The following is a 22,564-nucleotide window of genomic DNA, read 5'->3' as shown; positions in this document are numbered from 1 at the left end:
CAAATTTCAAGTAAACGCGCCGTTTTGCCACATCATGCTGTGGGTGCGGTGGATTTGCCCCCAAGATACCGCGTCAGTAGCCGTCCTGCGCCTGCTGCCAGGGCTTCGCCAGGTTGCCGAAGCGGGTGAACTGGGCCTCGAAGGACAGCTCCACCGTGCCGATGGGGCCGTGACGCTGCTTGCCGACGATGACCTCGGCCTTGGCGTGCAGCCGCTCCATCGCCTGTTTCCATTCTTCCATCTTGTCCAGCTCATGATCGCCGGGCTTTTCGCGCTCCTTGTAGTATTCCTCGCGGAACACGAACATCACCACGTCGGCGTCCTGTTCGATCGAGCCCGATTCACGCAGGTCCGACAGCTGCGGGCGTTTGTCGTCGCGGTTTTCGACCTGTCGCGACAGCTGCGACAGCGCAATCACCGGAATGTTCAGCTCCTTGGCAATCGCCTTCATCCCCATGGAGATTTCGGCAATCTCGTTCACCCGGTTTTCGGCCATGCCGCGGCAGAGCTGCAGGTAGTCGATCACCAGCAGGTCAAGCCCATGCGTCCGCTTCAGCCGCCGTGCCCGTGCCGCGAGCTGGGAGATCGGGATCGCCGGGGTATCGTCGATGAACAGCGGACAGCTTTCCAAGTCCTTCGCAGCCTGCACGAAGCGGCGGAATTCGCCCTCGGTCATGTCGCCCTGGCGGATCTTGTGCGAGGAGATTTCCGAGGCTTCCGCAAGGATCCGGCCCGCGAGCTGCTCGGCCGACATTTCGAGCGAGAAGAAGCCCACCACGCCGCCATCCAGCGCACCTTCGCTGCCGTCGGGCTTCACTCCGCGCTTGTAGGCCTTGGCAACATTGAAGGCGATGTTGGTCGCGAGCGAGGTTTTCCCCATCGAGGGGCGCCCGGCGAGGATCAGGAGGTCCGAGGGGTGCAGGCCGCCAAGCTGCTTGTCGAGGTCATCCAGCCCGGTGGAGATCCCGGCCATGCCGCCGCCGCGCTGATAGGCCTCGTTGGTGACGTTGACGGCCTCGGTCACCGCTTTCAGGAAGGACTTGAAGCCGCTTTCGGTCTGGCCCTGCTCGGCGAGCTGGTAAAGTGATTGTTCCGCTTCCACGATCTGCTCGCGCGGCTCGGAGGCGACATCGACACGGCGGGCCTTTTCCGAGATGCTCTGGCCCAGCGCGATCAGCTCGCGCCGGATCGCGAGATCATAGATCATCTGCGCATAATCGCGCACCGCAAAGGCCGAGATCGAGGCGCCCGCAAGCTTGGCCAGATAGGCCGGGCCGCCCAGCTCCTTCAGGCCTTCGTGATCTTCGAGGAAGGCCTTCAGCGTCACCGGCGAGGCCAGCGCGTTCTTGGAGATCCGGGCCGCCGCAACCTCGTAGATGCGGGCGTGGACCGGGTCGTAGAAATGGGTGGAATTGATGATCGAGGCGATCTTGTCGTAGACCTCGTTGTTGGTCAGGATCGCGCCCAGAAGCTGCTGCTCCGCCTCCACCGAGTGAGGCAGCTCGTTGTCCGGCATCGGCGCGCCTGCGGCGGGCTCGCCGGGCATCGGGGCGGGCGGGACATTGCCGTCGAAAGGGGTAATCTCGTTCATCACTGCTCTCGTCGTTTGGCCGCTCTCATTAGGCGGTTTGCCGGCAGCTGGCTATCTGGAAATCCCTGTGGACGGCCTGTGGAAGCCTTGTGGATATCCGCCGCTGTGCCTGTGGGCATAATTGGCCGGTTTAATCCGGTTCTTGATGCGCAGCCTACATGATGGGGTCTGCGCTGCATAGTCCCCCAGATCTCTGCCGGGGCGGGATTCGCGGGCGGTTTTGTCCACAGGCCGCCCGCGGGAAGTGTTGCGGGGTCAGGCGGATTTATGCGCGTCCTGCCAGGCCCGGGGGGCCTTCAGGAAGCGCTCCACCTCGTCCAGCGTCTCCGTGCTGAACGCGCCTTGCGCGCGCGCCTCGGCCAGGACGTCCCACCAGGTGCAGAGGTAGTGCAGCGCAACCCCATGATCGCCCAAGGTCTTTTCGGTGTCCGGGAAGATGTCGTAGTAGAAGATCACCGCCGTGTGCCCGCAGGAGGCGCCAGTCTCGCGGATCGCATCCACAAACGACAGCTTGGAGCCGCCGTCGGTGGTCAGATCCTCCACCAGCAGAACCCGCTCGCCTTCGTGCATCGCGCCTTCGATGCGGGCATTTTTGCCGTAGCCCTTGGGTTTCTTGCGCACATAGGTCATCGGCAGCGCCAGGCGCTCGGCCACAAGTGCTGCAAAGGGGATGCCCGCGGTCTCGCCGCCGGCAATGTTGTCGAAGGCTTCAAACCCTGCATTGCGCATCACGGTCACGGCCATGAAATCCATCAGGGTGGAGCGGATGCGCGGGAAGGAGATCAGCTTGCGGCAGTCGATGTAGCTGGGCGAGGGCAGGCCGGAGGCGAGCGTGTAGGGCGTTTCGGTGTTGAAGTTCACCGCGCCGATTTCCAGCAGCATCCGGGCCGAGAGGCGGGCGATTTCCTCTTTCGAGGGGTAGGAGGTGGGGATCATGGGCGCATCCTTTCCGGCGTGGGTCTGACCGTCCTTAGACCGGATGCCCGCCGGTTTGAAGCCCCGGCCTGCGCAATCGCGAAACGCCGGGCCGCTCAGGGCCCGGCGCTGTGCTGCTAAGCCTCGGAGCTGGCGTCAGAACAGGAAATCGTTGCCTGACAGATCGCCCATCGCCACATCTTCCAGGGTGATGCTGTTGCCGCGGCCATCGCTGATCACCGCGTCGCCATCGGCGTTTTCGCTCAGGTGGTTGTTCTTCAGATCGCGGAAGCTCTTGATGGCGGCGGCATCGGAGAGGTCGATCTTCTCCTTGCGCCCGGCGGTTTGGAAATCGCTGACGGTGTCGTCCCCGAACGCGCCGCGGAACACGAAGCAGTCGTAGCCGCCGTTACCGGCCAGCACATCGTCATCGCCGCCGCCGTCCAGTCTGTCCCTGCCGCTGCCGCCGGAGAGAGTGTCGTTGCCGTTCAGGCCAAAGAGCTTGTCGTTGCCGTTTTCGCCCTCAAGAGCGTTGCGGCCTCCGTTGCCGGTAACGCGGTCGGCGTGGCCGGAGCCGCGGACGTCCTCGATGTGGCGCAGCGTGTCGCGGTCGCCGAAGCCGTCGATGGCAAAGCCTTTGTTGAGCTTGACGGTCACCCCCTCCTGGCCGCCGTAGCGGTCGTCGCGGTCATAGCGCACCTGGTCGCGGCCCTTGCCGCCGTCCATCATGTCCTCGCCTGCCAGCCCGCGGAATATGTTGCCCCCGCGGTTGCCGGTGAAGCTGTCGTCATGGGCAGAGCCGCGCAGCATCTCGATCGACTGCAGCGTGTCGGTCTTGCCCCAGCCATCGGTGGCCTCGCCGGTCTTGAGGTTGGCGATGACGCCGTTCGGGTCCTGGTCGAAGGTGACTTGATCGGTGCCCTTGCCGCCATTGTAGGTGTCGCGCCCGTCGGAGCTGCGGAAATAGTCGTCCCCGATGCCGCCATGGAATTGGTCGCGGCCGCCGGTGCCGTGGAACTCGTCGTCTTCGCTGACGCTGTAGTTTTCGAACTCGGTCCAGGCGATGTCCTGCCCGGGGGCAAAGGCCCCTGCAGGCGTGCCGAAATCCTCGATCGATCCGTCGAACTGCTCCCAGGCCGCCACTGAACTGAAGTCGGGCACCGGGCCGTCGAGCACGAAATAGATGTCGGAGTCGGTGAATTCTCCGGTCGCGAAGTTCACCCCGATAATGGTGGTTGTGCCCTCGCTCCAGGTGACGCTGGCGGCAAAGGTCATCATGTGGCCCGAGGCGTCCAGCTCATCCGTGCTGTGGCCGTCCAGCATCACGTGATAGGAGTCGTCCTCGAAGTTGATGTAGGGCACGCCCTCGTCCTCTTCGCCGGTCAGCGAATAGGAGAAGGTGGTGGCGGAGCCGGGCACGGTGATGACCGCCTCCGCAGTGCCGATTTCGACGGGATCCCCGTCCACGAAATCCAGCCGGATGCCTTCCAGGGTAATCGTTGTCATATCTAGCTCATCTCTTAACAAATTACGACGTCAGCACCGGCTGACGCTTCAATATTGGCGATCTGAGCCCTGCGAATCGATTCCCTTCAACTGTTATGATTTACCGTAGGTAAAGATGGCGGCAGCTGTGGCTATTTCACGTCCCAATGCACCGGAAAGCCCGGATCAAACACGGTGACGGGGCCGTCGCCGGTCTCGATCTTGCCGGGGAAGGCCGTGGGCTGATCGGACTTTCGCAGCGTCAGCGTGTCCGCGTTGACCGGCAGCCCGTAAAAGGCCGGGCCATTTTCCGAGGCAAAGCCCGCCAGCTTGTCCAGCGCGCCTTCTTCCTCGAACACATGGGCAAGAAGCGCCATCGTGTTGGTGGCGGTGAAACAGCCGGCGCAGCCGCAGGCGCTTTCCTTGTTGGCGTCGGTGTGCGGCGCGGAATCGGTGCCAAGGAAAAACCGCGCATCCCCCGAGGTGGCAGCGGCGCGCAGCGCCAGCCGGTGCTCTTCGCGCTTGGCCACGGGCAGGCAATAATAATGCGGCTTGATGCCGCCTGCGAGGATGTGGTTGCGGTTGATGATCAGGTGGTGCGTGGTGATGGTGGCGCCCAGGCCGCGGTCATGCGCGCGCACGTAGTCGGCGCCGTTCCTGGTGGTGATATGCTCCATCACCACCCGCAGGCCCGGGGTCGCCTTGCGGATCGGGTCCAGCACCCGGTCGATGAACACCGCCTCGCGGTCGAAGATATCGATTTCGCTGTCGGTCACCTCGCCATGCACACAGAGCGGCAGGCCGATTTCGGCCATCTTCTCGAGCACACCGCGCACCTTGGTGAAGTCGCTGACGCCGGAAGCCGAATTGGTGGTGGCGCCTGCCGGATAGAGCTTCACCGCCTTAACCAGCCCGCTGGCATGGGCGGCGGCAACATCTTCGGGGCTGGTGTCTTCGGTCAGGTAGAGCGTCATCAGCGGCTCGAACACCATGCCTTCGGGCAGGGCGGCGAGGATGCGGTCGCGGTAGCCGGCGGCCTGATTCCCGGTCACCACCGGCGGCACCAGGTTAGGCATGATGATGGCGCGGGCGAAATGGCGGGCGGTTTCGGGCAGGACGGCCTTCAGCACCGCGCCGTCGCGCAGGTGCAGGTGCCAGTCGTCGGGGCGGGGGATGGTCAGCTCACGGGTCATGCCGTGGCGTTAGCATAAGCGCCGGGCAAAAAGAAGCGGCGGAATGCGGGGCCGCGCGCGCCAGTTTCACGCCAGTTCGGCGTGCCGCCCGCGCGCGGGCCGCTCAGGGCTTCGGCGGCAGGGTGAATTCGCCCGCGGCGGCGCGTTTCTCCAGCCCCTGCAGGCGGCGGCGGAAGCGCGGCGCGCGCAGCCGCTCGGCCACGTTGCGGCACAGCAGCGTCACCAGATAGGGCCGGTCGTCCTGGTCCAGCCGCGCCATCAGGCTGCGCAGGTAGGCGGAGTTGTTGCGCCGGTTGCGGTAGAGCTTGTGAAAGGCCCGCGCGCTCAGCCGGCCGGAACCGGCCAGCGACAGGATGTGATAGAGCACCTCCATCTCGATCAGCCGGGTCTGCACCGTGCCGCCAAGGTTCGGGGTGCGCAGCCGGGTCACGCCCGCGCGCTGGAACAGCGCCGCATGCATCGCGTCGAGCCGCTCCATCGGATCGTAGATCACAAAGGCGCTGGCGGCCGCGTCCAGCATGTCGGGCGCATAGCCGTAGCGGTCGGTGAAGGAGGTGCGGCGCATCTCGACAAAGCGGTCGTCCCACTCGGTCATGCGCGGGTCCAGCGTTGCCTGCGGCTGCACCGCCACCACCGCCGCACCGGGCGAGGCCACCGAAAAGGCCGCCGCTGCATAGGCGCAGGGGCCTGCGCCGTAGAAGACCACCCGGTCGAATTCGTCGAAGAAGCCGTCGTCGATCAGCTGATCGAAGAACTCGTAGATCATCTCCTCGCGGAACCAGGTGTCGCCGTCGGAGATCACGCACATATGCGACCAGCCGAGGTTCTTGACCAGATCGAAGCCCAGGGGCTGCGCCTGGTCCGACAGGTTGTGAATGCCCTGAATGGTCTCGAAGGTGACCAAGAGCGTGTTGCCCTGGTCGATGAAGGTTGCGAAATGCCGTGTGCCCAGGGGTTGATGCATGCCGTGCTGCTCGGCCAGGGCCGAGAGCCGCTCTTTCCATTCGGCTGGTTTCAGCCCGGAGAGGTCTTCGTCCAGATTTTCCAGTCCGTCCTGCATGACGCTTTTCCCTGTACCCGATCCCCAGTGTCCGGTGCCCGGCTCCAGCCCTGGCCACGCGGCCGGTCTTCCGGCCTGTTGTTTGGCTATCTGGCTATCCCAGAAATATGGCTAAAATTGGAAAAACTCAGGCCGCTTTGCGGAGCGGCCGCGATTTGAGCAGAGGCCCGCGCGCTGGGCTCTGCTTCCCAGGCTCAGCTTTCACCGCCGCCGTCCGCGCTGTTGCGGGCGGCACGCTCCAGCGCGGCAAAGCCGCTCAGCGTGCGGGCGGTGGCGGCGTTGACCGGGCGCGAGGGCGGCGCCATCAAGAGCCGGGCAAACAGCGCGCGGCCCGGCTCCTGCCGCATCAGCTCCAGAAAGCGCGCCTGTCGCCAGTCCACCGCGCGGGCGTGATGGCGGGCAAGCTTGCGGTCCTGCATCAGCTCGTCCTGCAGCGCCGCGCGCGCTGCCGTGTAGCGGGCGATGGAGGTGTCCTCTGCGGTGCTGAAGTTGCGCTCCACCCAGTAGTCCATGCCCAGGCGGTCGTCTGAATGCACCGCGCGGCCGCGGTCGGCCTTGAGGACGAAGCTTTCCATCGCGCCCAGCGGATAGTGGTTGAGCTGCGCCAGCCCGTAGTTGGGCTGGCCGAAATCGGAGAACAGCCGCTGTGTCTTGAATTGACCGCCGAGTTCGCGGCCCTCGCAGTCGAACCAGCGGAATTGCTCCAGCCGGTCCGGATCCTTGTCGCCCCGCGGCCGGTGGATGCCAACTTTGCGGTAGGTGCCGTCGTTGCGGTAGAGCGTCTTGAACATCGAGGCGCGCCAGGGCCAGTGCATCACCTCAGGCGCGCAGCGGGTGAAGGTTTCGGTGACCGGCCGGTCGGCATAACGCACCACGCCCGCATTGCCGAACAGCCGCCAGGTGAGGGTGATGGCACCGGCTTCGGGCAGCGCGTCCAGCAGATCCGGCAGCGTGCCGTCGCCGGTCTTGATGTTGACGAACTCGTCGATGTCGAGCGCCAGAATCCAGTCCGCCTGTTTCTCCAGCGGATGCTTGGACGCAAGCTTCATCGCGGTGAACTGCACGCCCGCCTTGTCGTAGGGGCCATCGTTGCGCACATGGGTGAGCTGGCCCATTGCCTCCAGCTGGTCCAGCATCTTGTCTGTGCCGTCCTGGCAGTTGTTGGAGAACACCAGGAAATCGGTAAACCCCGCTGCGCGATGATGGGCAAGCCATTCCAGCAGGAAGGCCGCCTCGTTGCGCACGCAGAGGATGGCCAGCGCGCGCAACCCGCTCACCAGTCGGCGCGGAACACGGCGACCTTGCCGTGCGACCAGCGCGGGAAGAACACCAGACCGGCGGCATCGAGGCAGGCAAAGACCTTGCGGATGCCGTCCTTGCCGATCCATTGCGGATGCGTCTCGATCACCGCGGCCCGCAAGCCGGAAAGGTCCATCTGCGGCAGGAGATCCGCCTCGGCGCCCTCGATGTCGCAGACCAGCACGGTGGGGCGGATGCGGGCGATTTCGGCGTTCATGTCGAGTATCGGCACCTGCACCGCCTCCGCCGCGCTGCCGTCCTCATCGGGGGTGAGGGAGGAGGCCAGGAGGTTCTCGCGCACGTAAAACGCCGTCTTGCCGGCCTCGGCACCCAGCACGCCGTGATGGACCTGCGCGGTGTCCGCCCCGTTCATCTGGTGCACCCGGCGGATATAGGGGATCAGGCCGGGGTTGGCCTCGAACGCATGCACGGCGCCCGCCGGGGTCTGGGTTGCGGCCAGGGTGGACATGTAGCCGATACCGCCGCCGAGCTCCATCACTACGTCGCCCTTGCGGACCAGCTTGCGCAGGGCGGTGGCTTCCTTGGCCTCATACTTGCCTTCGCGCAGCAGCGTGCGGATACGGCGCGGCAGCACCGCCGTGTCGAGCGGGAACTTCACCCCGCCGCAGGTCAGCAGAGGAGGGGATTCACCGGGGCCAGTGGCGGCGGGCGTGGTGTCACGGGGGTCGGGCATGGGTCAGCTCTCCATGTCGAGGGCCAGCGCGTAGGCCGCGCGTTCGGTTGCGTCGAGCTTCAGGCGCAGGGCCTGCGCGTAGAGTTCGGCAAACTCCGGCACCCCGCGCAGCTCCTGCGCCTTGGCTTGGTGCCAGGCCAGCCCGGCTTCGTGCAGGCGGCGCAGGGTGTCGTCCTGCATCAGGCGGCGGTACTCGGCCTGCATCCGCGGCAGGTTGCGCTGGATGGTGCGGTCCTTGTGGTCGCACCAGTCCATCCGGATCCAGTAATTCAGCCCGATCGAGCGGTCCACATGCAGCGCGCGCCCGCGCTGCCGCTTTACCAGGAAGCTCTCGGCCGAGCGCAGCGCGTAGTGGTTGAGCTGCAACAGGTCATAGCCCACCGAGGCGCGCGAGTTGCGCCAGCCGCGTTCTGCCGCCTCCGCTGTCATGTCGCGGCCTGCGCCGTTCACCCAGCGCACGTCGCCCTTGCGCGCCTCGTCCAGCTTGTTCGGCCGGTGGCAGCTCAGCTTGCCGTAGGCGCCGATGTTCTTCACCATCGTCTTGAAGCCCCAGGCGGTGTGCGGCTTGGGGCAATAGGCCGGCGCGCAGACATCGAACTGGCGGATCACGAAGTCATCGGCAAGGCGCGTGACGCCATTGTGCCCGAACAGCCGCCAGGTCATCGCCACGTTGGTGGCCTCCGGCACACGGCCGAAGAAGTCCTGCAAGGTGCCGTTGCCGCAGCGCACGTTGATGAACTCATCGACGTCGATATGGATGATCCAGTCGGCGTTCTGCAGCAGCGGTTCCTTCAGCGAAGAGTTCAGCGCGTGCTGCTGGGGCGAGTTGCCCTTCCAGCCGTCGTTGTTGCGGTGCTCGATCACGCCCATGGTCTGCAAGCGGCCGAGGATTTCGGCAGTGCCGTCTTCGCAGCCGTTGGTGTAGATCAGGAAGTTGTCGATACCGATGGCACGGTGATAGGCCACCCATTCGGCGATATAGGGCGCCTCGTTCTTCATGCAGCCGACGATCACGTTGCCGCTCCGGCTCTCGGGCAGGGCGCGGGGGAGGACCTCGGCGTAGGCTTCCGGTTCGGCGGCTTCTTCCGGCAGGGCGATGCGGTTGTGCGGTGCGTAGGGGCCGCCCCGCAGGTTCTCCAGGAGCTCACGGGCCCGCAGGGGCAGCGGGCTTTCGTTGCCAGCCGGGGCAGGCTGGGCGATCTGTTGCAGCGCCCCGGCCTTGGCAGCGCTCTGCTCTTTCGCGGCCTGTTCGATGCGGGGCAGGAAGGCGAGCAGGTATTGCGTCGCCCGGAAGCCGCGCGCGGGGTCCGCTTCCTGCCAGTCTCCGGCGCCTGCGTCCTCCAGCGGTGCAAGCGCAGTGCCCAGCGCGGGATGCTGCGCGGCAAGCGCCTGGTTGGCCTCCGCAAAGCGGTGGTCGAGCGCGGCAAGGCTCGCAGGCGCTATGGGATCACCGCCGGTCTCCAGCTCGCCAATCAGGGAGCGCCACAGGGACCGCGGCAGGATCAGCTCCTTGCGTGCGAGAACTTGCAAGAGCAGCGCGTTGAACTGCCGCCCGCGGGCGAGCCACGCAGCTGAGGGCGGCGCCGGAACCGGCGCCGGTTTGCAGCGGCCGCGCAGATCGTTCAGCCCGAAGGCGGCGCAGATCTCGCCTGCGGCATCGCCGCTGTAGAACAGCGCCTCGTCATAGGGCCGCAAGCTCACGGAGCCCGCGCCGAACACGTCCTCCCACTGCGCCTGAAGCCCGGCAAAGTCGAGCCAGATGGCCGGGCCCTGGGTCTCTTCGAACTGGCCTGCCTGCGGGTCGATCGCGGGCATCGCGTCCAGGCAGGCCTGCCGCCAGTCCGCATGCCCCGCCAGCTCCAGCTCGCGCGACAGCGGCTGCGCGCGGCCTTCGAAAACCTGGCCCGCATACCCCCGCGCCATCAGCGCCGAGGGCCGGTCCACATGCGCGATGATCGAGATGTCCCCGGACAAGGGCCGCAGCAGGTCCCGCAGGCGCTCCAGCTCCGAGCGGCGGGAAAGCCGGGTGCCGAGCTGGCAGGCTGACAGGATGAGCAGTTCGGGCTTCGCCTCTGCGACCTCCTTCGCCAGCGCCGAGGTGAGGTTGCTGCGCAAGGCTGCCTGTTTCTCTGCCGTGATATGGCCGCGGTTGAAGCGCAGCGGGTCGATATGGGCGGGATCGGTGACCGCCATGAACAGCCGGGTGTGGTTGCCGCCGCCGGGCGCGCGCGGGAACAGCACACCTTCGCGCCGCAGGCCCTCGCGCTGGGCGGCGAGCAGCTTCTGCAGCCGGTCCGAGCCGGTATGCTCCAGCCCGATGTGAAGACAGATCCGCATCAGCTCTTCCCGTTCCTGCGGCTCACGTTGGCGCGGCCCCACCAGGGCAGATCGCAGCCCAAGAAAGCGCCCAGCTGCACCTGTGCGCCGGGCGCGGCGACATCCAGCTCCAGGTAATCGGCACTGCCGCGGAACCACTGGGCCAGCGCGGTGTAGTGGCCGTCGATCCAGATCATCTGCTCGTCCGCGCTCTTGCCAAATCCGATGGGCAGCCCTGGCACCGTGCTGGCGGGCAGCCGGGTTCTGCCGAGGTTGTTCCAGCCCATGATCGAACGCGCATGGCTTTCCGCATCGCGCCGCGTGGCGACAAATTTCACCTCCGGAAAAAGCGTTTTCAGTGTGTGCAGCAGGGCGAAATCGAACTGCGGCCAGACCGAGTGCTTGCCATGAAGGAAGCTGATCTCGGTGAGCGCGTCATAGCCCTGCAGGAAGGCCATCGGGTTGCCGCGCTCGTAGAGCCCCTTGTAGAGCAGGCTGCCCACGAAGATCCGCCGCTTGCCGGGGCGGTCCTCCTCCTCGCCGCGCAGCCGGTGGTCGGCGACGCGGAATCCCGCCTGCGCCAGCGCCTTGCCCAGGGTCGTGGTGCCGGATTTCGGCAGACCGAGGTTCACCACCTTGAGGCTCATGGGCGCAGCCCCAGCCGTTCGATCAGCGCCTCTTCCTGCGGCGGCAGCATGGAGGCGGCCAGCAGCTCCGCGCGCAGCGCCTGACAGGCGGGCTCAGCCAGCAGCGCATCGCGCCGTGCCAGGTGCAGGCGCACGCAGGTATCGTGCAGGGCGGCGATCCCGGGGTCGGACTTCAGCTCCGCCAGCGCGCCTTCCAGCGCGGGCAGGTGGCGCAGGATCGACCGGTCCTGCCAGGCCGCATCATTGCGCTCGCGCCAGTAGCCGAGGTCAAAGGCGCGGTGCTCCCGGTTCACATCGCCGCGGTCGTGTTTCACCAGGTAGCTGTCGAGCGAGCGCAGCGCATAGTGGTTCAGCGCCGCAAGCTCCCGCGCCCCGCGGGCGGGCAGCTTGCGGATATGCTCCGTGCCTTCGGCAAGCAGGAAGGGCTGCGGCACCGGGCGGCCGCTGCCATCGCGCCAGGACGGGCGCTTGCGCGGCGGCAGGCCCTTGCGCAGGAAGGGCCGGTGCGCGCCGTAATACTGCAGCGGGAAATCGCGCCGCACCAGCGTCTTCACCTCGATCGCCGTGTCGCCGCACCACAGGTCGGGATTGTGGCTGCGGGTGAACTGGGCAATCACCGGCCGGTCGGCAAACTCCGCGACATTGCCGTTGGCAAAGAACTGGAAGCTGAGCGAGACCGCTTGCGGGCTGCCGCAGGCCTCGATCAGGGCGGGGAAGCTGTGGCCGGGGGCGTGGATATTGGCAAACTCGTCCACATCGGCAATCCAGACATAATCCGCTTCTGTGACCACCGCTTGGCGCCGGGCATCCTTCAGCGCCTCCATCTGGTAATGGCGGCCCCGGGCGGGGTTCGGCAGATGCGTGACCAGCCCGCGCCGTGCCAGCGCGTCCAGCAGCTCAGCCGTGCCATCGCTGCAATCGTTGGAGTAGAACAGGAAGTCCGTGACCCCGGCCAGCCGGTGAAATGCGATCCACTCCAGCAGGAACGGGCCCTCGTTCTTGACGCAGGTAACGGCGGTGATGCGCATCCGGGTCTTGGTCCTTTTCCCCGCTGCCCCTCAGCGGTCCCGGCTCCCGTCATGGCATCCAAGTGATTAACGGTCAATTGCCGCCCCGGCATTGCGCGGCCGCTGTGGCGCAGCGGCGCCGCATCCCCCGTGGCTGGGCGGCAACTGCGGGTTGACCGCGGCGGCTGCCCGTGGCCTCTTGGGCAGGGCTACAGGGGAAGGAGCCGGCCATGACGCAGGCGCAATCGATCGCTCAGGTCCAGGACATGCTCGCGGCCGAGGGCTATGTCTGCGGCCGCCCGCTCGCCACGGTGGTGTTCCTGTCGCTGCGGCTGGGCCGGCCGCTGTTTCTCGAAGGCGAGGCCGGGGTCGGCAAGACCGAGATCGCCAAGGCGCTGGCCAAGGGCCTCGGCCGCCGCCTGATCCGGCTGCAATGCTACGAGGGGCTGGACGCCGCCAGCGCCGTCTGCGAGTGGAACTTCGCCGCCCAGATGGTCGCCATCCGCACCGCCGAGGCCGCAGGCGCCAGGGACCGCGCCGCGCTGCAGGCCGAGCTGTTCTCCGAAGAATACCTGACCGAACGCCCGCTTTTGCAGGCGATGCGCCCCGATGCCGCCGGCCCGCCGGTGCTGCTGATCGACGAGTTGGACCGCACTGACGAGCCCTTCGAGGCCTTCCTGCTCGAAGCGCTCTCCGATTTCCAGGTCACCATCCCCGAGCTGGGCACCATCCATGCGCCGGAGCCGCCCGTCGTCGTCCTCACTTCCAACCGCACCCGCGAGGTGCACGACGCCTTGAAGCGGCGCTGTCTCTATCACTGGGTCGACTACCCGGATTTCGCCCGCGAGCTGGAAATCCTCAAGGCCCGCGCGCCGGAGGCTGGCGCGCAGCTGAGCCGCGAAGTTGTCGCCTTCGTGCAGGCTCTGCGGACCGAGGATCTGTTCAAGAAGCCGGGCGTGGCCGAAACCATCGACTGGGCCAATTGCCTCCTGGCGCTGGACGTGGTCAGCCTCAGCCCGGAGGTGATTGCCGACACGCTCGGCGCGGTGCTGAAATACCAGGACGACATCGCCCGCTTGCAAGGCTCCGAGGCCAAGCGCATCCTCGATCAGGCCCGCGCCAGCCTCGAGCCCGCCTGATGCTTCTTCTGGCTCCAAATATCCCGGGGGTGCGGGGGCAGAGCCCCCCCCATCACTGATGCCCGAATACCCGCCGCTGCCGCTCCCGGACCACCCCAAGCTGGTCGAAAACCTCACCCATTTCGCCCGCGCCCTGCGCCGCGCAGGCCTGCCCGCAGGGCCGGGACGGGTGGTGCACGCGGTGGAGGCTGTGGCGGCCGCGGGCTTCACCAGCCGCAGTGATTTCTACTGGGCGCTGCACGCCTGTTTCGTCTCCCGGCCGGAGCACCGCGCGGTTTTTACCCAGGTCTTCCGTCTGTTCTGGCGCGACCCGCGCTATCTCGAGCACATGATGGCCGCGATGCTGCCCGCAATCCGCGGGGTGCAGGCAGAACAGCCCGCCCGGCCCGGTGCCAAACGCGCGGCCGGCGCGCTGCTCGACGGCGCCGAGAACCTCCCCGAGGCGCCGGAGACGCCGGAGGAGGGCAGCGAGATCGAACTGGACGCCTCTCTCACCATGTCCTCCGAAGAACGGCTGCGCACACTGGATTTCGAACAGATGAGCAGCGCCGAGGCGGCGGAGGCCAAGCGCATTCTGGCGCGGCTCTCGCTGCCGGTGACGCCGCTGCAGTCGCGCCGCCTGATGGCTGCGCCGCGCGGGAACCGTGCCGATTGGCGGCGCAGCCTGCGCGAGGCCGCCCGCCGCGGCGGCGACATACAGAAAATCGCCCGCGCCAAGCGCCGCATCCGCTGGCCCAGCCTCGTTGTGCTCTGCGACATTTCCGGCTCGATGAGCCAGTACAGCCGCATCATCCTGCACTTCCTGCATGCCGCCGCCAATGCAAAGGGAGAGGGCTGGGCCAGGGTGCATGGCTTCACCTTCGGCACCCGCCTCACCAACATCACCCGCCACCTCGCGCAGCGCGACGCGGACGCGGCGCTGGCGGCGGCGGGTGCCGAGGCGCAGGATTGGGAGGGCGGCACGCGGATCGGCGGCTGCCTGCACGCCTTCAACCGCGACTGGTCGCGCCGGGTGATGGGGCAGGGGGCGGTGGTGCTCTTGATCACCGACGGGCTCGACCGCGGCGATGCGGAGGATCTGGGCCGCGAGATGCAGCGGCTGCGGCTCTCGGCGCGCCGCCTGATCTGGCTTAACCCGCTGCTGCGCTGGCAGGGCTTTGCGCCCAAGGCCCAAGGCATCCGGGCGATGCTGCCGCATGTGGACAGCTTCCGCGCGGGCCACTCCATCGCCTCGCTGGAGGATCTGGCCAAGGTGATCTCCGCCCCCGGCGACAAGGGCGAGAAAGAGCGCCTGCTGGCGCTGTTGTAGGGCGAAGGGTACCGGAGGCCGCGCCGGCGCAGTTCCGGCTTGCAAGCCGGCCGCGCAGCCCCGATCCTGAACCGGCGGACACAGCGGTTCCCGCGGCGAGGAGTTTAACAGATGCAGAACCTGACCCTGGCAGATCACGCCCCCGAGAGCGCGCTTGCGTGGCACCAGGGCGGTGCCCGCGCGGCGCTTGCGACGGTTGTGGAGACCTGGGGTTCGGCGCCGCGCCGGGCCGGCGCGCAGCTGGCGGTGAGCGGTGCGGGCCGGATCGAGGGCTCGGTCTCGGGCGGCTGCGTCGAGGGCGCGGTGGTGGCCGAGGCGCTGGAGGCGCTGGAGGACGGGCAGCACCGGCTGCTGGAATTCGGGGTGAGCGATGCCGATGCCTTTGCCGTGGGGCTTGCCTGTGGCGGCACCATCAAGGTGCTGGTGGAACCTGTCGGCGGCGCGTTGCCCGGCGCATTGCTGGAAGAGCTGGTCGCCGCCCGCGCCGCCCGCCAGGCGCTGGCCTATGAGGTGAACCTCAACAGCGGCGCCAGGCGGCTGGTGCGGGGTGGCTACCCTGACCGGATGCGTATGGACCGCTCGGGGCTTGAAGACGATGGCGAGACCTTCGTTGCGGTGCACAACCCGCCCCTGCGGCTCATCGTTGTGGGTGCGGTGCATATCGCCCAGGCGCTGGTGCCGATGGCGCGGCTGGCAGGCTATGACCCTGTGATCATCGACCCCCGCGCGGCCTTTGCCTCCCCCGAGCGCTTCCCGGGGGAGGAGCTGCTCGACGACTGGCCGGACGAGGCGGTGGCCAGGCTCGGCCTGGACGCGCGCAGCGCGCTGGTGCTGCTGACCCACGACCCCAAGCTTGACGATCCGGCGCTGCACGCCGGGCTGCTGGGCGATGTCTTCTATATCGGCGCGCTGGGCTCGAAACGCACCCATGCCCAGCGGCTGGAACGGCTCGGGGCGGCCGGGTTCTCCGAGCCGCAGATGGCGCGCATTCATGGGCCCATCGGGCTGGACATCGGCGCCGCGGGCCCTGCCGAGATCGCTGTCTCGATCCTGGCCGAGATAACCGCAGTGCTGCGCGGCAAGCAGCCATGAGGTTCGGCCCGGTTCCGCTGACGGCGGCCAGGGGCGCGATCCTGGCCCATTCTCTGCAGGGCGGCAGCCGCCGCATCGCCAAGGGCCGGGTGCTGGAGGAGGCCGATCTCGCCGAACTGGCCGCCGCCGGGCACAGCGAAGTCACCGTGGCGCAGCTCGAAGACGGTGATGTGCACGAGGACGCCGCTGCGCTGGCACTGGCCCTCGCCTTGGTGCCGGATGAATCCGCCCAAGGCATCCGGCTCTCCGGCGCCGGCGCCGGACGCGTCAACCTCTACGCCCAGGGCTGCGGCCTGCTGCGGCTGGACCGGGCGCAGCTGGAGGCGGCCAATGCGGTGGACCCGATGATCACCGTCGCCACGGTGCCGGATTGCCACCGGGTCGGCGCGGGCACCATGGTGGCGACGATCAAGATCATCTCCTACGCGGTGCCGGAGCGCGCGCTGGCGCAGGCAAGCGGCGTGGCAAGGGGGGCTTTGCGGGTGCTGGCGCCGGTCTTCGGCACGGCGACGCTGATCGAGACCCGCGTGAGCGAGGCGGTGCCGCCGGAGAAGGGCCGCGCGGCCATGACCGCGCGGCTGCAGCGGCTGGGCATGGCGCTCACACCGCGCATGGTGGTGGCGCACCGCGAAGCTGAGCTCGCGGCGGCGCTCACCGGGGCGCCGGGCGATCTGCTGCTGGTGCTGACCGGCTCGGCCACCTCCGACCCGGGCGACGTTGCTCCCGCGGCGCTGCGGCAGGCGGGCGGCCATGTCGCCCGTTTTGGCATGCCGGTCGACCCAGGCAATCTGCTGTTCCTCGGCACGCTCGGCGCCAAACCGGTGATCGGCTTGCCTGGCTGCGCCCGCTCGCCCGCGCTGAACGGCGCCGACTGGGTTCTGGAACGGGTGGCCTGCGGCGTGCCGGTCACCTCCGAAGACATCGCGGCAATGGGTGTCGGTGGCCTCCTGAAGGAAATTCCAGCCCGCCCGCGCCCCCGCCGCGAGGGCAGCGGCTGAGGCGCGCCGACGCTCTCCCGCCCGTCGCCCGGACATGAAACATGCCCGGCTCCCGTTGGGCCAAGCGCGGCCTCTGGCCGCGCCAGCGCCGCGCGGCAGCGCGGCGCCACGCCCAAGGCCGCACGGAAGGCGCCGGGCGCCTGCGGGCGCGGGAGCCGCTCCCCCGCCGACGGCTCGCCTTGCACCGGGGCCGCACTGTTTTCCGCAACCGTAAGTGCGATCTCTGCAGCCGGAAATTTACCCCTGCTTGAGCGCCAAAAACACTTCGCAGAGCGCCCGGCCCGTGTTTAACTCCCATCAGCCAGACAAGAACAAGCTAAAGGGAGGACAACATGGCCAAGGTCTCAATGACCGTGAACGGCAAGGCGGCCAGCGGTGAGGTTGAGGGGCGCACATTGCTGTCGGCTTTCCTGCGCGAAGAGCTCGGGCTGACCGGCACTCACATCGGCTGCGACACCAGCCAGTGCGGCGCCTGCGTGGTGCATGTGGACGGCAAACCGGTGAAGGCCTGCACCATACTGGCCTGGGAGGCCGAAGGCGCCGAGGTTGCCACCATCGAGGGCCAGGCCGCCGCGGACGGCACGCTCAACACCATCCAGCAGGCGTTTCAAGACCACCACGGGCTGCAATGCGGCTTCTGCACGCCGGGCATGGTGATGTCGGCGGCAGCGCTTCTGAAGGAAAACCCCAAGCCCAGCGAAGCGGAAATCCGGGAATATCTGGAGGGCAACCTCTGCCGCTGCACCGGCTACCACAATATCGTCAAGGCGATCATGGCGGCCTCCGGCCAGGAGGTGAGCGGCATCGCCGCCGAGTGACGCGAGACAGCCCTTGCGGCCGCGGGGAGGACGCGGGCGCGCGGGAGAGCACTGGACCCCAGACGTGCGGAAACCAAGGCAGGCGCCCAGGCGCATTGCCCAGGGAGGAGAGGCAACACATGCCCAAGGACAGCGGTATCGGCGCCAGCAGCAAGCGGCGCGAGGACGTGCGGTTCCTGACCGGGACCGGCAATTACACCGACGACATCAACCTCAATGGCCAGGCCTATGTGCATTTCCTGCGCTCGGACGTGGCGCATGGGCGGATCACCAGCCTGGACAGCTCCGCCGCGGCGGACATGCCCGGCGTGGTCCGCATCTTCACCGGTGCGGATTTCGAAGGCGTGGGCGGGCTGCCCTGCGGCTGGCAGGTGACCGACCGCGAAGGCAACCCGATGCAGGAGCCGGCACACCCGGTGCTGGCCCAGGGCAAGGTGCGCTACGTGGGCGATGCCATCGCCGCCGTGGTGGCGGAGACCGCCGATCAAGCCCGCGACGCGGCCGAAGCCATCGAGCTGGAGATCGAGGATCTGCCTGCGGTGATCGACATGAAGGCCGCACTCAAGGACGGCGCGCCCAAGGTGCACGATGATCTGACCTCGAACCTCTGTTATGACTGGGGCTTTGTGGAGGACAACCGCGAGGCAGTGGATCAGGCCATCAAGGAAGCCGCCCATGTGACCACGCTGGAACTGGTTAACAACCGCCTGGTGGCCAATCCGATGGAGCCGCGCGTGGCGGTGGGGGATTTCAACCGGGCCACGGGGGAATCGACGCTCTACACCACCTCGCAGAACCCGCATGTGATCCGGCTCTTGATGGGGGCTTTCGTGCTTGGCATTCCCGAGCACAAGCTGCGCGTGGTGGCGCCGGATGTGGGCGGCGGCTTCGGCTCCAAAATCTTCCACTACGCCGAGGAAGCCTTCTGCACCTTCGCCGCCAAGGCGCTGAACCGCGCGGTGAAATGGACCTCCTCGCGGTCCGAGGCTTTCATCACCGACGCCCATGGCCGCGACCATGTGACGAAAATCGAACTGGCGCTGGACGCAGACAACAACTTCACTGCCATCCGCACCGACACCCATGCCAACATGGGTGCCTATCTGTCGACCTTCGCGCCCTCGGTGCCGACCTGGCTGCATGGCACGCTGATGGCGGGCAACTACAAGACGCCGCTGATCTACGTGAACGTGAAGGCGGTCTTCACCAACACGGTGCCGGTCGACGCATACCGCGGTGCGGGCCGGCCGGAGGCGACCTTCCAGCTGGAGCGGGTGATCGACAAGGCCGCGCGCGAGCTGGGCGTCGACCCGATTGCGCTGCGCCGCCAGAACTTCATCACCGAGTTCCCCTATGCCACCCCCGTGGCGGTGGAATATGACACCGGCGACTATGTGGCGACGATGGACAAGCTGGAGGAGATCGCCGATCTCAAGGGCTTTGCCGCCCGCCGTGCGGAGAGCGAGAAGAACGGCAAGCTGCGCGGGCTTGGCGTCAACTGCTATATCGAGGCCTGCGGCATCGCGCCTTCGAACCTGGTGGGCCAGCTCGGCGCCCGCGCCGGGCTGTACGAAAGTGCGACGGTGCGGGTGAACGCCACCGGCGGCATCGTGGTGATGACCGGCAGCCACAGTCACGGCCAGGGGCACGAGACCTCCTTTGCCCAGGTGGTGGCCGACATGATCGGCATCGACGAGAGCATGGTCGAGATCGAGCATGGCGACACCGCCAACACGCCGATGGGCATGGGCACCTATGGCTCGCGCTCCATCGCGGTGGGCGGCTCGGCGATGGTGCGGGCAACCGAGAAGATCCTCAAGAAGGCGCGCAAGATCGCCGCGCATCTAATGGAGGCCTCGGACGCCGATATCGAGCTGAAGGACGGCCGGTTCAGCGTTGCCGGCACCGACAAGTCGGTGGCCTGGGGCGATGTCACTCTGGCGGCCTATGTGCCGCACAACTATCCGCTGGAGGATATCGAGCCGGGTCTGGAGGAGACCGCCTTCTATGACCCTGCAAACTTCACCTACCCCTCGGGCGCCTATGCCTGCGAGGTGGAGGTCGATCCGGACACCGGCAAGGTCACCATCGCGCGCTTTGCCGCGGCGGATGACTTTGGCAATATCGTCAACCCGATGATCGTCGACGGCCAGGTGCATGGCGGCATTGGCCAGGGGATCGGTCAGGCGCTGCTGGAAAACGCGGTCTATGACAGCGACGGGCAGCTGCTGTCGGCCTCTTTCATGGATTACGCGATGCCGCGCGCCGACGATGTGCCGTTCTACCAGGTGGATCATTCCTGCCAGACGCCCTGCACCCACAACCCCTTGGGCGTGAAGGGCTGCGGCGAGGCCGGGGCCATCGGCTCGCCGCCTGCGGTCGTCAACGCGGTGGTGGATGCGCTGCAGTCTGGCGGCAAGGAGGTGACGCATATCGACATGCCGCTGAGCCCTGCGCGGGTTTGGGCGGCGATGCAGGGGTAAGTTGAAAAGGGCGGGGGCCAGCCCCCGCACCCCCGGGATATTTCCAGCCAGAAGAAGTGACTTCTGTGCTCGATGGAAGGAAGAGAAGATGTATGAATTCGAGTTCGAGAAACCCTCGACCGTGGCGGAGGCCGTGGCGGCCCTGGCGGAGGAGGACGCGCAGCCCTTGGGCGGCGGGCAGACGCTGATCCCGACGCTGAAGCAGCGCCTGGCGATGCCGTCGAAACTGGTGAGCCTTTCCGGCATCGCCGAGATGAAGGGTGTGAGCGAGGACGATGACGGCGCGCTGGTGGCGGGCGGCGGTGCCACCCATGCCGAGGTCGCGGAGGCCGCGGCTTCCCGCTATCCCGCGCTGGCGAAGCTTGCGGGCCACATCGGCGACCCGGCGGTGCGCAACCGCGGCACCATCGGAGGCTCGCTTGCCAACAACGACCCGGCCGCGTGTTACCCGGCGGCGGCGCTGGCGAGCGGCGCCGCCATTGTTACCAACGCGCGCGAGATCGCGGCGGACGACTTCTTTCAGGGGCTGTTCACCACCGCGCTCGACGAGGGCGAGATCATCACCGCGGTGCGTTTTCCTGTGCCGCAGAAGGCGGACTACCAGAAGTTCGTCCAGCCCGCCTCGCGCTTTGCCTTGGTCGGCGTCTTCGTGGCGCAGCACGGCGATGGTGTGCGGGTGGCGGTCACCGGCGCATCCGAGGAGGGCGTATTCCGCTGGAGCGAGGCCGAGGCGGCGCTTTCGGGAGATTTCACCCCCGATGCGGTTTCGGGCCTGAGCATTGATCCCGCGGGCATGATGGCGGACCTGCACGGCAGCAAAGAGTACCGCGCGCATCTGGTGAAGGTGCTGACCCAGCGGGCGGTGACGGCCGCGGAGTGAGACGCGCGGGCGAGGAAAGGGGGGGGGCGTCCGTGCGGCGCGGCCCCTGTTGCCGGGCAAGCAATCGCTCCGCTGCGCGATCAGCATCAGTTCCCTGATGTCTGCATTCAATGCAGAGCAGGCGGCTCGACCTGCCATTTCTGCCCTTCTTGAGCGCAACCCTGGAGTGCCGGGCAATGACGCTTTTCCGGGACAAAATCATCAAACCAAATCTCGGGCTTCCTGGCTGGATAATTCGGGTCTCCGCCATCTTCAGGTAAACCTGAATGCAGCCGCCGGAGGACCGGCGGCTGCATCGTTTGCTGCAATCGGCGGGGAGGGATCAGAGGCCCTCTCCGTTTCGGTACGGAACTCTAGAGAATGGCCCGCGCGATGCGGAGCATCTGAAGCAGCTCGTATCCTTCGTCGTCCAACAGCACGAGTTGCCCGTTCAGCACGGCGTAGTTTTCATCGGCAGACGGCTGAGGTAGCCGGTACAGGCTGACCAATTCATCCTGCGTCAAGGCAGCCGCGGGGGCAACCGGCACTCCGGCCGCGAGGTCCGGCACTTGTGCCATCTGGTTGACCAGGAGCAGAGAATTGTAGTCCTCCTCGTCGAGCAGCACGGGCATGCCGTCGATCAGGGCATACCGCTGCCCTTCGGGCGCGGGACCGAGACCGAAAAGTGTCGCGATCTGGTCCGATTGCAGCAGCAGGAGTCCGGGGTCCGGATCGGCGAGCGTATCGGCTTCGGAGCTGAGCCATTGGTTGCGGCGCTCGACCCAGATTGATTCGTACCGGTCCTGATCGTTAGACGCCCATTCATCGTAGGTCACGCCTTTCTTGGCGAGACCGGGCGGCACGCAGGGCGGATCCTTCTTTGCCAGCCCCGGCGGGCAATTGCGGTAGACGATCAGCTCATCCTCGGGGATGTCGGACACGATGAGCTGCGGCGTGACCAGGGCGAGGGCTGCTGCGCCCAGGACGCGCGTCATGTCGCGGCCTGCGGGGGCCGGTGCCGAGGAAATGCGGCTCGCGGCCTCTTCGCGCTCTGCCTTGGTGAAGGCCCGGCGGCTGTGGGCGCCATTGCCATTCCCGCTTGAGGCGTGCCCGGTATCTTTGCCTTTCGCCTTAGGCTTTGGTCCGCCGGCATGGCCGGGCTTGCCGTTGCCCATACCATCACTGGCGCGGTCATTTCCATTGCCTGCATGAGCGTTCCCGTTGCCGGGGTTGCCATTGCCGGCATTGCCATGGCCTTTCTTGGGCAGCTTTTTCTTGCCGCCCCCGTGACCGTCGCCATGGCCCTTGCCGTTGTTGCCCTTGGCGAGCCAGATCTGTTCGCCAATTGCCGTACCGAAGCCTGGGATGCTGCCCTGGGCTTGGAGCGGGGCTGCAGACAGGGACGTCGAAGCCAGAGCGAGCGCCACGGCGCTGCCGATCAATAATTTGGTCATGCCAAACTCCTTTCATTCGGGAAAGCAACGCGGCAATCCCGCATCGCGTTCCCCCGTTTCCGCGCTGCCGCCCGGAGGACCCGGAGATGAAACGGATGCAGGGCACAGGCAGCTGAGGGGAGGAGGGGCCCGCTATGCCCCGCTGGCGGGGCAGGCAGCCCGGCCCTCTCCCCGCGAGAGCCTGGTTCCTCCGGGCGGTACCCGC

18 protein-coding genes are annotated in these 22,564 nt (G+C 67.2%); 7 read left to right on the top strand and 11 right to left on the bottom strand.

The annotated features are described in order from the left end of the window. Positions 1–73: 73 nt before the first annotated feature. The 10 genes from ACOHX0_RS19710 to ACOHX0_RS19665 all read right to left on the bottom strand — a co-directional run bounded on the left by ACOHX0_RS19710 (position 74) and on the right by ACOHX0_RS19665 (position 12,228). Entirely contained in the window at positions 74–1,591 is a 1,518-nt protein-coding gene (locus tag ACOHX0_RS19710) for a replicative DNA helicase (protein WP_420678937.1), read from the bottom strand. Between the two features lie 255 nt (positions 1,592–1,846). Beyond that, positions 1,847–2,527, bottom strand: coding sequence for an orotate phosphoribosyltransferase (locus ACOHX0_RS19705; protein ID WP_420678936.1), 681 nt, complete (start codon positions 2,525–2,527; stop codon positions 1,847–1,849). 135 nt (positions 2,528–2,662) lie between these two features. Continuing rightward, a complete protein-coding gene (locus ACOHX0_RS19700; RefSeq protein ID WP_420678935.1) occupies positions 2,663–4,012 on the bottom strand; it encodes a calcium-binding protein in 1,350 nt (449 codons plus the stop codon). Between the two features lie 131 nt (positions 4,013–4,143). Continuing rightward, positions 4,144–5,184 (bottom strand): dihydroorotase, encoded by a 1,041-nt coding sequence (pyrC, locus tag ACOHX0_RS19695; RefSeq protein WP_420678934.1) that lies wholly within the window; start codon positions 5,182–5,184, stop codon positions 4,144–4,146. Between the two features lie 103 nt (positions 5,185–5,287). Continuing rightward, positions 5,288–6,244: a phosphoadenosine phosphosulfate reductase gene (locus ACOHX0_RS19690; protein ID WP_420678933.1), complete on the bottom strand. Its 957-nt coding sequence runs from the start codon at positions 6,242–6,244 to the stop codon at positions 5,288–5,290. Between the two features lie 194 nt (positions 6,245–6,438). Then, a complete protein-coding gene (locus ACOHX0_RS19685) occupies positions 6,439–7,512 on the bottom strand; it encodes a glycosyltransferase family 2 protein (RefSeq protein ID WP_420678932.1) in 1,074 nt (357 codons plus the stop codon). A gap of 5 nt (positions 7,513–7,517) precedes the next feature. Next, entirely contained in the window at positions 7,518–8,237 is a 720-nt protein-coding gene (locus ACOHX0_RS19680) for an FkbM family methyltransferase (protein ID WP_420678931.1), read from the bottom strand. 3 nt (positions 8,238–8,240) lie between these two features. Next, a complete protein-coding gene (locus ACOHX0_RS19675; protein WP_420678930.1) occupies positions 8,241–10,574 on the bottom strand; it encodes a glycosyltransferase family 2 protein in 2,334 nt (777 codons plus the stop codon). After that, positions 10,574–11,200, bottom strand: coding sequence for a sulfotransferase (locus tag ACOHX0_RS19670; protein WP_420678929.1), 627 nt, complete (start codon positions 11,198–11,200; stop codon positions 10,574–10,576). Before ACOHX0_RS19670 ends, ACOHX0_RS19675 begins: the two co-directional genes overlap by 1 nt. Further along, positions 11,197–12,228 carry a glycosyltransferase family 2 protein gene (locus ACOHX0_RS19665; protein WP_420678928.1) on the bottom strand — a complete coding sequence of 344 codons (1,032 nt, stop codon included), beginning with the start codon at positions 12,226–12,228 and terminating at the stop codon, positions 11,197–11,199. Before ACOHX0_RS19665 ends, ACOHX0_RS19670 begins: the two co-directional genes overlap by 4 nt. A gap of 209 nt (positions 12,229–12,437) precedes the next feature. Between ACOHX0_RS19665 and ACOHX0_RS19660 the strand changes: the two genes are divergently transcribed. From ACOHX0_RS19660 to ACOHX0_RS19630, 7 genes are all read left to right on the top strand, one after another. Next, positions 12,438–13,346, top strand: a complete 909-nt coding sequence (locus ACOHX0_RS19660) for an AAA family ATPase (RefSeq protein WP_420678927.1) — start codon at positions 12,438–12,440, stop codon at positions 13,344–13,346. 58 nt (positions 13,347–13,404) lie between these two features. Next, positions 13,405–14,655: a vWA domain-containing protein gene (locus ACOHX0_RS19655; protein ID WP_420678926.1), complete on the top strand. Its 1,251-nt coding sequence runs from the start codon at positions 13,405–13,407 to the stop codon at positions 14,653–14,655. Positions 14,656–14,766: 111 nt separating this feature from the next. Beyond that, positions 14,767–15,747 (top strand): XdhC family protein, encoded by a 981-nt coding sequence (locus ACOHX0_RS19650; RefSeq protein WP_420678925.1) that lies wholly within the window; start codon positions 14,767–14,769, stop codon positions 15,745–15,747. After that, the gene (locus tag ACOHX0_RS19645) at positions 15,744–16,745 is read left to right on the top strand and encodes a molybdopterin-binding protein (RefSeq protein WP_420678924.1); all 1,002 of its coding nucleotides are present in this window, start codon (positions 15,744–15,746) and stop codon (positions 16,743–16,745) included. The genes ACOHX0_RS19650 and ACOHX0_RS19645 overlap by 4 nt, the downstream gene beginning before the upstream one ends. Positions 16,746–17,077: 332 nt before the next feature. Next, on the top strand, positions 17,078–17,563 hold the full coding sequence (locus tag ACOHX0_RS19640; RefSeq protein WP_420678923.1) for a (2Fe-2S)-binding protein: 486 nt from the start codon (positions 17,078–17,080) through the stop codon (positions 17,561–17,563). Between the two features lie 119 nt (positions 17,564–17,682). Further along, complete coding sequence (locus ACOHX0_RS19635; RefSeq protein ID WP_420678922.1) at positions 17,683–20,046, top strand: xanthine dehydrogenase family protein molybdopterin-binding subunit; 2,364 nt, start codon at positions 17,683–17,685, stop codon at positions 20,044–20,046. Positions 20,047–20,134: 88 nt separating this feature from the next. Continuing rightward, positions 20,135–20,926, top strand: a complete 792-nt coding sequence (locus ACOHX0_RS19630; RefSeq protein ID WP_420678921.1) for an FAD binding domain-containing protein — start codon at positions 20,135–20,137, stop codon at positions 20,924–20,926. Positions 20,927–21,279: 353 nt separating this feature from the next. On the opposite strand, the gene ACOHX0_RS19625 is transcribed toward ACOHX0_RS19630, so the two are convergent. Further along, positions 21,280–22,359: a hypothetical protein gene (locus ACOHX0_RS19625; protein ID WP_420678920.1), complete on the bottom strand. Its 1,080-nt coding sequence runs from the start codon at positions 22,357–22,359 to the stop codon at positions 21,280–21,282. Positions 22,360–22,564 lie beyond the last annotated feature (205 nt).

This window comes from Cribrihabitans pelagius (genome assembly GCF_048820915.1).
GTDB classification, from domain to species: Bacteria; Pseudomonadota; Alphaproteobacteria; order Rhodobacterales; family Rhodobacteraceae; genus Cribrihabitans_A; species Cribrihabitans_A pelagius.
This window is presented reverse-complemented; position numbering and strand designations above follow the sequence as displayed.